The organism is Klebsiella terrigena (assembly GCF_006539725.1).
Lineage (GTDB): Bacteria > Pseudomonadota > Gammaproteobacteria > Enterobacterales > Enterobacteriaceae > Klebsiella > Klebsiella terrigena.
The window spans coordinates 15,204-27,402 of the sequence record NZ_BJNO01000028.1; the positions used below are offsets into that span (position 1 = coordinate 15,204).

The 12,199-nt window shown below is 52.3% G+C and carries 11 protein-coding genes and 1 pseudogene; 6 read left to right on the forward strand and 6 right to left on the reverse strand.

From position 1 onward, the window contains the following. Nucleotides 1-65: 65 nt before the first annotated feature. The 3 genes from RTE01_RS23145 to RTE01_RS23155 are packed head-to-tail and all read right to left on the reverse strand — an operon-like array spanning nucleotide 66 to nucleotide 2,866. Nucleotides 66-1,349: a DUF445 domain-containing protein gene (locus RTE01_RS23145; protein WP_080773196.1), complete on the reverse strand. Its 1,284-nt coding sequence runs from the start codon at nucleotides 1,347-1,349 to the stop codon at nucleotides 66-68. Then, nucleotides 1,342-2,004, reverse strand: a complete 663-nt coding sequence (locus tag RTE01_RS23150) for a LysE family translocator (RefSeq protein WP_141335392.1) — start codon at nucleotides 2,002-2,004, stop codon at nucleotides 1,342-1,344. The genes RTE01_RS23145 and RTE01_RS23150 overlap by 8 nt, the downstream gene beginning before the upstream one ends. 46 nt (nucleotides 2,005-2,050) lie before the next feature. Further along, nucleotides 2,051-2,866 (reverse strand): AraC family transcriptional regulator, encoded by an 816-nt coding sequence (locus tag RTE01_RS23155; protein ID WP_141335394.1) that lies wholly within the window; start codon nucleotides 2,864-2,866, stop codon nucleotides 2,051-2,053. Between the two features lie 217 nt (nucleotides 2,867-3,083). On the opposite strand from RTE01_RS23155, the gene RTE01_RS23160 reads away from it, so the two are divergent. From RTE01_RS23160 to RTE01_RS23175, 4 genes and pseudogenes are all read left to right on the forward strand, one after another. Then, nucleotides 3,084-3,989 carry an Rpn family recombination-promoting nuclease/putative transposase gene (locus tag RTE01_RS23160; protein WP_134525212.1) on the forward strand — a complete coding sequence of 302 codons (906 nt, stop codon included), beginning with the start codon at nucleotides 3,084-3,086 and terminating at the stop codon, nucleotides 3,987-3,989. Between the two features lie 210 nt (nucleotides 3,990-4,199). Then, nucleotides 4,200-5,570, forward strand: a complete 1,371-nt coding sequence (locus tag RTE01_RS23165) for an NAD-dependent succinate-semialdehyde dehydrogenase (RefSeq protein ID WP_123552642.1) — start codon at nucleotides 4,200-4,202, stop codon at nucleotides 5,568-5,570. Nucleotides 5,571-6,234: 664 nt separating this feature from the next. Next, complete coding sequence (locus RTE01_RS23170; RefSeq protein WP_134525213.1) at nucleotides 6,235-6,900, forward strand: hypothetical protein; 666 nt, start codon at nucleotides 6,235-6,237, stop codon at nucleotides 6,898-6,900. Between the two features lie 235 nt (nucleotides 6,901-7,135). Continuing rightward, nucleotides 7,136-7,602: pseudogene (locus tag RTE01_RS23175) on the forward strand (Hcp family type VI secretion system effector). Between the two features lie 220 nt (nucleotides 7,603-7,822). Here the strand turns inward: RTE01_RS23175 and RTE01_RS23180 are convergent. Further along, a complete protein-coding gene (locus RTE01_RS23180; RefSeq protein WP_045860186.1) occupies nucleotides 7,823-8,368 on the reverse strand; it encodes a YfaZ family outer membrane protein in 546 nt (181 codons plus the stop codon). Nucleotides 8,369-9,057: 689 nt separating this feature from the next. On the opposite strand from RTE01_RS23180, the gene RTE01_RS23185 reads away from it, so the two are divergent. Both RTE01_RS23185 and RTE01_RS23200 read left to right on the forward strand, forming a co-directional pair. Continuing rightward, nucleotides 9,058-9,750 (forward strand): hypothetical protein, encoded by a 693-nt coding sequence (locus tag RTE01_RS23185; protein WP_134525215.1) that lies wholly within the window; start codon nucleotides 9,058-9,060, stop codon nucleotides 9,748-9,750. A 630-nt stretch (nucleotides 9,751-10,380) separates the two neighbouring features. Further along, complete coding sequence (locus RTE01_RS23200) at nucleotides 10,381-10,860, forward strand: Hcp family type VI secretion system effector (RefSeq protein WP_134525217.1); 480 nt, start codon at nucleotides 10,381-10,383, stop codon at nucleotides 10,858-10,860. A gap of 50 nt (nucleotides 10,861-10,910) precedes the next feature. Here the strand turns inward: RTE01_RS23200 and yjiA are convergent, their stop codons facing one another. Both yjiA and RTE01_RS23210 read right to left on the reverse strand, forming a co-directional pair. Next, nucleotides 10,911-11,867, reverse strand: coding sequence for a GTPase (yjiA, locus tag RTE01_RS23205; RefSeq protein WP_141335396.1), 957 nt, complete (start codon nucleotides 11,865-11,867; stop codon nucleotides 10,911-10,913). 11 nt (nucleotides 11,868-11,878) lie between these two features. Further along, nucleotides 11,879-12,082 carry a YbdD/YjiX family protein gene (locus RTE01_RS23210; protein WP_076946472.1) on the reverse strand — a complete coding sequence of 68 codons (204 nt, stop codon included), beginning with the start codon at nucleotides 12,080-12,082 and terminating at the stop codon, nucleotides 11,879-11,881. Nucleotides 12,083-12,199: the final 117 nt, after the last annotated feature.

Here is a 12,199-nt window from a genome sequence, read left to right on the forward strand (position 1 = left end):
TGGCGATTCGTCTCAGGCAGCATTCGCGCTGCTGGCTTTACCCCTATCGGCTAAGCGCGGGCCGCTTAGCGTAAAAACAGCGACGGGACCTGCGAGAGCAGCCACAGCAGCAGGCCGATAGTGCCCCCGACCAGGGTACCGTTAATGCGGATAAACTGCAGATCCTTACCGATATTCAGCTCGATCTGCCGCGACATATCGCGGGAATCCCAGCTCTTCACCGTATCGCTAATATGACGGGTCAGGAAGGTGGCAAACTCCGGCGCCACCCGGTGCGCCGCCTGCTCCAGATGCTCATTCAGCGACTCGCGAAGGGCGTCATCGTGGAGCAGCGTTTCCCCAAACCACTGCCCGGCCTCGGCGATCCGCTGCTTGATCCGCGAATCGTCGCTATTAACGTCATTTTTAATCCATCCGCGCAGGTCGGCCCACACCTCGCCGAGATAGCGGTTAAACGTCTCGTCGTTTTTCAGATAGGCCTTCATGTTGTCCGCTTTTTCCGCCATCAGCGGATCGGTTTTCAGGCTATCGATCAGCTTCTGCGCCGCGCGATCGAAGGCCTGGCGGATCTGATGGGTGCGATCCTGGCTCACCTCGTCAAGAAGCGTATTCACCGCATCGGTGACCATTTCGGCGCTGTGCTCGCCCAGCCATTCGGTGGGGAGAATTTTGGCCTTGAGCGGATGTTCGGTCTCCAGCCAGCGGATGATGCCGCGGGCAATAAAGGCGCGGGAGCTGTCGCGTTGCAGCAGGGCGATAAGCTGGCTGATAAGGGAATCCAGCAGCTTCTGGTGTCGGTTATCGCGGGTTAGCCCTTCAAGCATCATAGCGCTGGTTTGCGTCAGGTCGACCTTATCGATGGCCTTGTGCACCGCACGGCGCAGCAGGCGCTGAATGCGCGCATCGTCGGTGAGCTCGAGGAAGCCGCTCATCACCTGCAGCAGATGCTGGCCCACCCGCCGGGCGTTCTCCGGCTGGCTAAACCAGTTGCCGAGCATCAGCGCCGGCTCGTAGCGGCGGATCAGCGCCACCAGCGAGGGGGTGTCGAGGAATTTTTCCTGCACGAAAAAGCCGAGATTATCGGCAATTCGGTCCTTATTACGCGGGATAATCGCCGTATGTCGGGAGACGAACGGCAGCGGAATGCGGCGAAACAGCGCCACTACCGCAAACCAGTCCGCCAGCGCGCCGACCATCGCCGCTTCGGAGATAGCCTTCAGCGCGCTGACCCACGGCGTCGGCGGCAGCAGCAGGGTAGCGACAAAAATCGCGGCCGCCACGAGCAGCAGCGATAGGGCCAGCAGTTTGGCCCGTTTTAGTTCAGCAAGTTTTTCCATAGTCTTAAGCATATAACCTGACGGCTAACTCATGCAAAAACTGCCAGATAATCCAGCCGCCAAAGCCCATCAGTACCGCGCCCGCCGCCCGTTCAACCCGCCAGATGACGGCGCCAAGGCGGCGCTGAACCTGCGGCAGGGCGATCAGCGAGACCAGCAGTAAATCCCACAGCAGCACGACGCTGGTCATCCAGACACCGCTGGTTATCTGCTGGGCGAGGGTCACCTGCGGGCCAAGCAGGGAGGTCATCAGCGCGAGATAAAACAGGGCATTTTTGGGGTTAAGCAGCGCCGAGGCCAGCCCCAGCAGCAGCTGTCTGGCAAGCGAAGGGCGGAGGGCTGCCGCCGCTTCCAGGGGGAATGCGCCGGGCCGGCTCCGCCACAGCTGGCCGCCGAGCCACAGCAGCCAGGCCGCCCCCAGCAGCGCGATTGCGCTAAACAGCAGCGGGGCGTGACGCACCATGCTCCAGCCGACGATGGCGACGGCAATATACAGCCCGTTACCCAGCGCGATGCCGATGCACAGGCCGGCGCTACCGCGCAGGCGATAGCGGATGGCGTAGCCCATCAGGAGAAAGAAATCTGGCCCGGGGCTCAGCAGGGCAACGAAGTGGGAGAGCGCCAGCGCCGGAAACGCGGGCGGGAAAAGCGAAGTAAGCATGTCCATAGTGACCTCGGAATAAATCTGAGATCACCCTACGCAAGGCTCGGCGCTAATTATTGTCTGATATTGATCGGCCAAGCGCGTACTGGCGCGGCGTGGCGGCGGTGTAGCTGACGAAGGTTTTATGGAAGTGGCTCTGATCGGCAAATCCGGCCTGATAGCCGACGTCGGCTATCTCATCCCCGGCGCGCAGGCGGCGCCTGGCGTACTCGATCCGCGCCATATTGATAAAGCTGGCTGGCGTCAGGCCGGTATCCTGCTTAAAGGTGCGGATCAGAGTCTCTTTGCGCAGCGCAAATTCGTCGGCCAGCGCATCCAGCGAAAGCGGTACCGGCAGGCTTGCGGTCACCCTGTCGAGCAGCCGTTCGCTGCTGCCGTGAAGGCGTTCCGGCGGCATCGGGCATAGCGGCAGCTCCCGCAGCAGCCGCGCGATGGCGGCGGGTAGCTCGGCAGTCCGCTGCTGCTGCGTCAGCTGAACGATATGCTGATACTGAAGAAAAAGATCGGCGCCGCGCAGCATCGGCTGTGGCGCGGCAAGCCGCACGGCGCCGGACAGGGCAGGAAGCTGTGCCAGGCACCAGTCAACGTCGAGATAGAGCATGTGGTAGCTGCGCGGCCGTCCCGCAAGGGGATTACAGCTGTGCGGCGCGCCGGGCGGGATCGCTATCAGGTCACCGGGTTGCAGCAGGTACTCTCGTCCCTCGCAGATACAGCGCGTTTCCCCCTCAATAATGGCCCCCAGCGAAAGCTGCGGGTGGCTGTGACGTTTATACGCCCGGCGGCTGCCCCAGGTGCTGCGCAGCTCCAGCCAGGGAAGCGCGGCGTCGCGCCAGAAGGTTTGCGGGATATCGCGAGTGTGGTTCACAAAAGTTCCTGTAGCGAAAGGATTATGGATTTATAGCACGCCCACCGGCGGCTGTCTCCGGCGGGAGTTTTGCGAGCGGGCAGGCGAAAAAATGTCGTTATTACCTCTGGATAAAAATATCCTCCGTCCCGGCACGCAAAGAGATAAACGGCGGCGTGCGGGCTGGGTGACCGGCGGGTAGAGTCGCTTTAGTACTCCTCCGCGCAGGCTGATTGCAATGGAAAAAAGCCCGACGTCGACGCCGCATGATGCGGTTTTCAAAAAGTTTCTCCGGCACGCGGATACCGCGCGGGATTTCCTGGACATCCACCTGCCGTCCTCGCTACGCCCGCTCTGCGACCTGGAGACGCTGCGGCTGGAATCAGCAAGTTTTATTGAGGAGGACCTGCGTGCCTGCTACTCCGATGTGCTTTGGTCGCTGAAAACCACCGCCGGTGAAGGCTATATTTACGTTGTTATTGAGCACCAAAGTTCGCCGGATGCCCATATGGCCTTCAGGCTGATGCGCTATGCCATTGCGGCGATGCAGCGCCATCTGGATGCTGGCCACAAGCGCCTGCCGCTGGTAGTGCCCATGCTGTTCTATCACGGTATTGCCACGCCTTACCCTTACTCGCTGTGCTGGCTGGATGGCTTTACCCATCCGGCGCATGCCCGCAGGTTATATGCGACCGCTTTTCCGCTGGTGGATATTACGGTGATCCCGGATGACGAAATCGTCCAGCACCGACGCGTAGCGTTGCTGGAGTTCATGCAAAAGCATGTCCGCCAGCGCGATTTGACGAAGCTGGTCGAACAGATTATCGCCATTTTGGTTAAGGAATACACTAATGACAGCCAGCTAAAAACGCTGTTTAATTACCTGGTATATTCCGGCGATGCCCCCCGTTTTGGCAGGTTTATTCGTGAGCTTGCCCGGCGGGCACCGCAACATCATAAGGAGAGGCTGATGACGATTGCGGAAAGAATAAGGGAAGTCTGGCGTAGAAAAGGTCGGCTTGAAGGGCGGCGAGCCGAAGGGCTGCGCATTGCCCGTACCATGCTGGCGAACGGCATCGCTCTGGAGACGGTGCTGCGCATCACCGGTCTATCAGAAGAAGAGGTTACCGCCGCGAAGCATTGATTGTGTCGCGGCACGGCTTTATTAGGTGGCATAGCCGCGATGATTCATTTCTCTTAATCCCGCTCTGCGCCGGATATCACCTGACGATCTCCGGCCGGAATCCTCCGTAAATACCTAACTTTACCTTTACGTCCAGCTATCTCTACTAACCTTAATGTCCTGAGCGGTATTTATGACTGCATTAATGACGATACTAAGGAGACATACGACATGGCCTATCAGACGGTGAATCCTGCAAATAATCGGCTTATTAAAGAGTACGCCCCGCACAGCGATGCTGACGTGGAGGCGGCGCTGCAGAAAGCGGATGCGCTCTACCACTCCGCATGGTCGAAGGGCGATATTGCCCAGCGCTTACCTATCCTGCACAGGCTGGCGGACCTTATCGATAGCCGGGTTGAGGAGCTGGCGAAAATTGCCAGCCAGGAGATGGGCAAGCTCATCGGCCAAAGCCGCGGCGAGGTGAAGCTCTGCGCGCAGATCGCCCGCTATTACGCCGATAACGCCGAGCGCTTTCTCGCCCCGGTGAAGTATCCCTCTGAGCTCGGCGAGGCGTGGGTTGAACACCATCCGATCGGCGTGCTGATGGCGGTGGAGCCGTGGAACTTCCCCTATTACCAGCTGATGCGCGTGCTGGCACCGAACCTGGCGGCGGGGAATCCGGTTCTCGCCAAGCACGCCAGCATCGTTCCACACTGCGCCGAAACCTTCGCTCATCTGGTGCGAGAGGCCGGCGCGCCGGAGGGGGCGTGGACCAATCTGTTTATCTCCCAGGATCAGGTGGCGAAGATTATTGCCGACGATCGCGTGCGTGGAGTGGCGTTAACCGGCTCGGAAAAAGCGGGTGGCGTCGTGGCGGCGCAGGCGGCGAAGCACATTAAGAAATCGACCCTTGAGCTGGGCGGCAACGATGTCTTTGTGGTGCTGGATGATGCCAGCCTCGACAAGGCGGTGAAGACTGGCGTACAGGCGCGGCTCAACAATGCCGGTCAGGTTTGTACCGCGGCGAAGCGTTTTATCCTGCATGAAAAAATCGCCGAGCGCTTCCTGAGCCAGTTTACCGAGGCGTTCCGTCAGGTGAAGATCGGCGATCCGCTGGATGAGAGCACCACGCTGGGGCCGCTTTCTTCCAAAGATGCCCTGGAGACACTGACCAAACAGGTGGATGAGGCGGTGAAGCATGGTGCCAGGCTGCATCTTGGCGGCAAGCCGGCACAGTGCGAGGGCAACTATTTTTCACCGACCATTCTGACCGGCATCACCCGCGATAATCCGGCGTACTTTGAAGAGTTCTTCGGCCCGGTGGCGCAAATTTATGTGGTGAAGGATGACGATGAGGCGATCCGCCTGGCGAACGATTCGCACTACGGGCTCGGCGGCGCGATATTCAGCCAGGATACCGAGCGGGCGAAACGGATGGCATCTCGAATTGAGACTGGGATGGTCTATATCAACTGGCTGACCGATACCGCGCCGGAGCTGCCGTTTGGCGGCGTGAAGCGCTCCGGTTTTGGCCGCGAGCTGGCGGATCTGGGGATTCGAGAGTTTGTGAACCAGAAGCTGGTGGTGATCCGTCGCTAAGTTAGGATGCAAAAAGAAAAACCTGCCGTCCGGCAGGTTTTTTTTGCGCCTATTGGGACGATCGGAAGGTAACTCCATCGCCAACACCGGTGCCATCAATCAGTCTCTTTGTTTAGAGTTTTATTGATATTTGATTAATTGATATACATCAACTTAGATCTTATTTAATGCGGGTTGTATGTTTTTAGAATGATCTATTAAGAGTTATGCGAAACGAAAATTTTTATGCGGAATATAAACGATTAACTGTCAAATTAGTACTGTGAAAATGATATTTGCAAGTGTGAACGTTTATTGTGTAAGTTGGCGTGATGAGGTTTTGTATATTAAAAAATGCTTGTGGCTATGTAAAAATGGTCGACATCATAAGATGTGTTATTCTTAAAAATAATAATTGTGTCTACTTCAATATATTTTATGGTATGTATCATGCTCCAGTTAATATTACAGGTAACTATAGCTGATGAAACTGGAATGGATGATCTTATGTCATTTGGTCAATGCCAAACTGTGTATTCATCGAAGCGAAAAATGTAACCCTTTAAATAGTTCAGTATTAAATGATGAGTCTGGTGTGGAGGATAATATTTCTATTACTGAGCATGTGCGGTAAAAGCAGGGGGGCGGGATGGTCAGAACATATTGAAAATATGAGGGAGACATCATGGAAACAGGAAGTAGTGAAAAAATAGCGGACAGGATTTCGAATATTTTCCTGTCTCCAGATACCATAGCGGGACTGATAAATGGCGCTTTAACTGTACCTCTCGATCTTGCATACCTTGCCCGCGGTTTTTTTGATACCGATAATCGATTTGCCTACCAGACACAACGGATCAGAATGGCACAGGCTATTCATAATGACATTCTTAACTATGACCACATCATCAATGCCGTAGAGCTTATCTTCGAAAAATTTAATAAATACCTGACTATTCACCAACAAGATGCCGTGTATCGAGCCGTTGTTTCATCCATTGCAGGTCGATTCCTGGCAGCGAAAATTACCTCTACTATTGCTGGTGCCGTTCTCGCACGCCTTTCATTTGTCAGCGCTAAAAGTGGGGCAAGAGCCTCCGGTCAAATAGCTATGCTATTGCTCATTGGTGGAATGAGTGAGCGCTCGATTAGGACTTCTGAAAATCTTGCCAATGAAGCCCCAGAAGTGTACGAGATACTGCGTCCACACGATTACGACCTGATATATTTCCTCATTGAACCTGCCGTCAAACCTTTCGTGGATGCGATTCACATTGCCGTTACCCGCGGACAGCCCGAATTTAAAAAAATAATAAATATGGTTGGAGAGAAACTACATGTCCTTCAATAAGGTATCACGCGACTTGTTAGACATGCTGCTGTTTGCCATCGTAAATATCTGGGACGTTGTCCAGTCAGTAATTTTTATCGGTGGCTTTATTGTTTGCATCATGCTGCCAGTGGTGTGGCCGATGAAATTTGTCTATATGACCGTATGGTTCATTACTGCCTGGGCCATATCAAAGCTCGTCGATCGTTTAGACGAGTATCGTAAAAAAGGTAAAAATATAAATTAAGGATATCGCATGTCAAATCCAGCCTATTTGTGGTTTATCGATGAAAATGGATCTCCAATTGTTGGAGGTTCCATGGTACTCGGGCGTGAAGGTTCAATTGAGGTAAAATCGCTCTCTCATCACCTGACTATTCCGACTGACCGTAACACGGGGAAGTTAACCGGTACGCGTATTCACACCCCAATACTGATACAAAAAGAGTTCGACCGCACTACACCTTTGTTGGCTCGGGCTATCTGCAGAGGAGTTACGCTCAAGTCGGCTGAGATAAAGATGTATCGTACTAACGAGGCAGGGTTTGAGGTCGAGTATTTCAACATGCTTTTAGAAAATGTAAAGGTAACAGGCTTCACTCCAGGTCTGCATCCGGAACACATCTGGAAAATATTGAAATGCGTTATGAAACCATCCAGTGGAAGTATACGGATGGGAACATCATCTTTAAAGATGGCTGGAACGAGCGAGCCACTGCCTAACGGGATACTGGCTATCATAGACTCGAACTTCCGGGTCTTGTTGATCTCTTAGAGTTGAACTGGATATCTCAGTAGGACGCACTTTAGATACAGCATCAATAGCGGGCGGATCTGGGGATTCGAGAGTTTGTGAACCAGAAGCTGGTGGTGCTCCGTCGCTAAGTTAGGATGAAAAAAAACCTGCCGTCCGGCAGGTTTTTTTGCGCTTCTATCGGGGTTATTAGAAGGTAACACCGCCGCCAACATAGGCGCCATCGATCAGGGTATGGTTCGGACGGCCGTCTTTGCCGTCGACGCTCACGTGGCGGTAGCCCACTTTAAGCGTCACCGGGGTAATTGGGCTCCAGCTCACGCCGCCGTTGGCTTCAACGTAGTTTTTCACGCTGTTGTTCAGGCCTTCCGGTGCGGCATAGCCTTCACCGAATACGTGGATACTGTCGGTCAGCGCAACGTTAACGCCGCCACCGATTGGGAACGCCACGCCGTTATCGCCTTTTTTCGGCCCAAGATAGATGGCTTTTGCGCCGGCATTGAACATCACCGGGCCAACTTCCAGGTTATAACCCGCGCCAACGCCGCCGGTCTGAGTACCGTCGTCGGTATTTTTGAGCCAGTTGCTTTCGGCATAAACACCGGACGAGGATTTACCCAGTTCCATATTGAGGTTGGTAAAGTTTTTCCCCTGTTCGACGGTAAAGCCCATCGCCATTGCTGAGCCGGAAACGGCGGTCAGAGCAGAAAGGATAAGGATATTGAGCTTTTTCATGGTTTATGCCTCGTCATTAAATTAATCTGAGGACACCCTAACAAGCGACGTTTACGACTGCAAATGTGATGGCTGTCGCGGTTTTATGCTGGGGTTGTTATTAAAACCCTCTATTGATGTTGTTGATTAGTTGATTTATCGCAGCGTCAATGATTAACGTTTTGGTGTTTAGACTAAGTTTAATTTTTTTCCTAAACATCAGTTGAACGAGGCGGGAGATATTGATTGGCGCTGAACTAATTCGCTTTCTAATAATCCCCTAAAATGTTTCCATAGTAACAAGTAAAAACTTAAATTTACATTTTTGTGATTAAAAATGACTCAGCAATACCTTTAAACAGTTTCCGCCATTGAGGTATGGCGCATAGTGATGAGCCTTATTGATGTGAAGAAACGGCATCCGGCTAATGCCTTTACTGTTGTCGTGACAGTTTATCTTATCTCTTTATTATTTAACGTTCTGGTCATTATTAAATTGATGGTATGAATATGTCCTACCTAATGTGCTGGTGCATGAGAAATCTAAAACAAATCATGTAATAATCTTGTAATTGTTGCGTTATTTAAACTGCATTTTTATCTGCTTAATATCCGATCGCGATCGCAAGCCTATCACTAAATAGACGTTTACCCGAAAATATAGAGTGTTTAAACTTTGTTCATGGAGTTAGCGATCGCAAGGAACGGCTATGTACTATCGAAGTGAAGTTATCAGTTATTTACAGGCTAACAGAATCCTCGCATTGAAGCTTGACCATGCATTAACGGGCGTCGGAAGGACGGTATCAGAACAGATTAAATTGACGGGCGCGGGCGCTAAACGCGCGCTGTATTACGCATCCTGCTTTACAGATGAATATCAGGACGTATGTCAGCGGCAGAAAAATGAAGATCTCAGATTCAAGCAAGGTGTTTTTCATCTTATTGAAAGGGGAGGGGTTATTTATGACATGCTAAATATATACTATGATGAAATATTTAAGTACAAAACATTCACTCAAATAGAGTACATCAAAAAAATTCTAATGGCAGCTAATGTTCATATTGCTGCCAGTTCCCTTACCAATGCTGGGTTTGCTTTAGCAGTTGCCGCCTCTGTTGCTATGGGCTTGAATGTAAGTCTTGATATGAGTGCTTTGTCAGGCCGCTGGGCTAACAGGGGAATCATAGCAATGGGCGCGTATGGAATTGTTCAGAAAGCAGCTGACAGCGCTTATCGCCTCCACATTATATATCCCGCATTGTACGATGCACTATACGTGAAAGAACTGGAGATGATGTATTTCCTGATAGAACCATTGTTTGAGAGAACTGGGGCGCTTAAGGCCCAATGGGCATCGGACGGCGACATTGCAGATATAATCATCAGAATGATTAGATAATGATAATCAATATTATCAGAAGGTTTTTCAGATGACTATTTCGTTCCTCAGTTTCTCTACATTGCCCTGCGTTACTGATTTTTGTATTTGCAATTGTCTTTTTTCATTTTTTTCCTGATGGCCCCATTTGGCCCGTAGGTTTGTTCGCTATATTCATAATCTATATATTTGCGCGCTATGTGAAATGGTAAGAATAGTCAGGTGAATATGTAAGCACTTATTCATTAGCATATTATCTACATTGTCTTTGTTATCGTCAGCATTAGTTGATTGTTATGATGAATTATATAAAGAGGTTTTTAAAATGGCAGTGTCGAATTTTATTTTCAATGTATGGGCCTACATGGCTAACTATCATATTTGCATTGATTCAAGAGTATTTCTTTCCTTCCAGTCCAGTGTGGCCAATAGGTTTATTCTTTGTATTTATGATGATTATATTTGGACGCTACGTGAAATGGTAGCACCAAAAATAAAATTTTTATCAAATTAACTTATACCCTAATTATTTCGAGCCGCAGACACGCGGCGGCGCGGCGGCCCGTAAGGACGAAGCATCATGGATGCGCCGAGTCGCAAAGCCAGCGCGGATGCGGCTTGAAGTATGACGAGTATATAAGGAAATGAAATATGTCTACTCCCGCACACCTGTGGCTTGAGGATGAAAACGGTTCTCCAATTGTTGGCGGTTGTTTAATGCCTCTGCGCTTAGGCTCCATCGAATTAAAATCATTCTCGCACGGCGTCACCATTCCCGTTGATACAAACCGGGGCAAGCTTACCGGTATGCGCATTCATCGGCCGATCGTCGTCGTGAAAGAGTTCGACCGGACGACGCCCGTTCTTTATCGCGCCGTGTGCGAGGGGCGGACCCTGAAAAAAGCCATTATCAGAATGTACCGTATTATGGCATCAGGCATTGAGGCTGAATATTTCAATATCATCCTCGAAAACGTCAAAATCACCACGGTTTCGCCGTACCTTTCCCCCAACGGCCTGAGCAGCACCCACCTTGAAACGCTCGAATTACGCTATGAGGCCATAACCTGGAAGTACAGCGAAGGAAACGTTATTTATCGTGATACCTGGAATGAGTTCTGCACTTCCTGATGCCTTCACGCTAGCCCTCTTCCAGGGTAAGAGGGCTAGCATGTAAATCGTTACTTCCGCAATCCGGCAAATGCCGCCCGAATCTCCTCTTCCGGCAGGTTAATGCCGATAAACACCAGCGTGCTGTGCGGCTGGTCGTCGCCCCAGGGGCGGTCCCAGTCGGCGCTGTACAGGCGCTGGACGCCCTGGAACAGCAGGCGGTTAGGCTCGCCGTCAATCCACAGCATCCCCTTGTAGCGCATCAGCTGCTCGGCGAATGAGAGCAGCAGGTTTTCCATGACCCGCGACACCTCGCTGATATCCACCGGGCAGTCCAGCTCCACCACGATCGACGACACGTCGTTTTGCTGGTCGGCAATAAAGTGGAAGCGTGGCTTAGCGCTCACCACCCGCTCTTCCAGCATAAAGCCGCCGGTATTAAACAGCTGGCTCAGATCGATATCGCCGTGGGTGACCGCGTAAATTGGCGCCCGGGCGTTGATGCGCGCCAGCCGTTCGCACAGCGCCTCGCTGCTGCCCGCGACGTCGGTTTTGGTCAGCAGAATACGGTCGGCGTAGCCCACCTGCGACTGGGCGATGGTGAACTGATTCATCTGCTGGTCGGCGTGGACCGCATCAACCAGCGCAATCACCCCATCCAGCAGGTAGCGTTCACAGAGGATCTCATGGGAGAAAAAGGTCTGAATGATCGGGCCGGGATCGGCCATGCCGGTGCACTCAATCACCAGCCGGTCGAAGGCAATCTCACCGCGATCGCGGCTGTCGAGCAGGTCGAGCAGGGCATCTTCCAGCTCGTTGGAACGGGTGCAGCAGATGCAGCCGTTGGTCAGGGTTTTGATCTGGGTGGCGCGATCGCCAATCAGCTGGTCATCAACGGAGACTTCACCAAATTCGTTTTCGATCACCGCGATTTTAAAGCCGTGCTGCGCGTTGAGAATATGCCGCAGCAGGGTGGTTTTGCCTGCGCCAAGAAATCCGGTCAGCAGGGTGACTGCAATCGGTGTCATGCGTGCCTCCATTAACAGCAGCGTACGCCGCCTTCGCCGCTCCCGCCGTAGCGCGCTTCCTGGCGCTCGCGGAAGAATTCGTTGTAGGTCATATACGGCTTATCCGGATGGTTGGCTTTCATATGCTCAACGTAGTTGTCGTAGTCCGGAATGCCAATCAGCATCTTCGCCGCCTGACCGAGGTACTTCTTTGCTTCGCCTAAGTTACCAAACATCAAATTATCCTTACAGGCATAAAGTTCGCTGATGCAGGCGATGTGACCTGCCATTTTGCATCCAGGTTGCGCCCGCCGTTCTCAGGTAGCGCGCGCCCGCTGCGCTGGGATGACAAT

Coding starts and splice junctions, on each gene's coding strand:
- RTE01_RS23160 (WP_134525212.1), top strand. CDS start 3,084: ATGGAAAAAAGCCCGACGTCGACGCCGCATGATGCGGTTTTCAAAAAG.
- yjiA (WP_141335396.1), bottom strand. CDS start 11,867: ATGACACCGATTGCAGTCACCCTGCTGACCGGATTTCTTGGCGCAGGC.
- RTE01_RS23165 (WP_123552642.1), top strand. CDS start 4,200: ATGGCCTATCAGACGGTGAATCCTGCAAATAATCGGCTTATTAAAGAG.
- RTE01_RS23210 (WP_076946472.1), bottom strand. CDS start 12,082: ATGTTTGGTAACTTAGGCGAAGCAAAGAAGTACCTCGGTCAGGCGGCG.
- RTE01_RS23170 (WP_134525213.1), top strand. CDS start 6,235: ATGGAAACAGGAAGTAGTGAAAAAATAGCGGACAGGATTTCGAATATT.
- RTE01_RS23180 (WP_045860186.1), bottom strand. CDS start 8,368: ATGAAAAAGCTCAATATCCTTATCCTTTCTGCTCTGACCGCCGTTTCC.
- RTE01_RS23145 (WP_080773196.1), bottom strand. CDS start 1,349: ATGCTTAAGACTATGGAAAAACTTGCTGAACTAAAACGGGCCAAACTG.
- RTE01_RS23185 (WP_134525215.1), top strand. CDS start 9,058: ATGTACTATCGAAGTGAAGTTATCAGTTATTTACAGGCTAACAGAATC.
- RTE01_RS23200 (WP_134525217.1), top strand. CDS start 10,381: ATGTCTACTCCCGCACACCTGTGGCTTGAGGATGAAAACGGTTCTCCA.
- RTE01_RS23150 (WP_141335392.1), bottom strand. CDS start 2,004: ATGGACATGCTTACTTCGCTTTTCCCGCCCGCGTTTCCGGCGCTGGCG.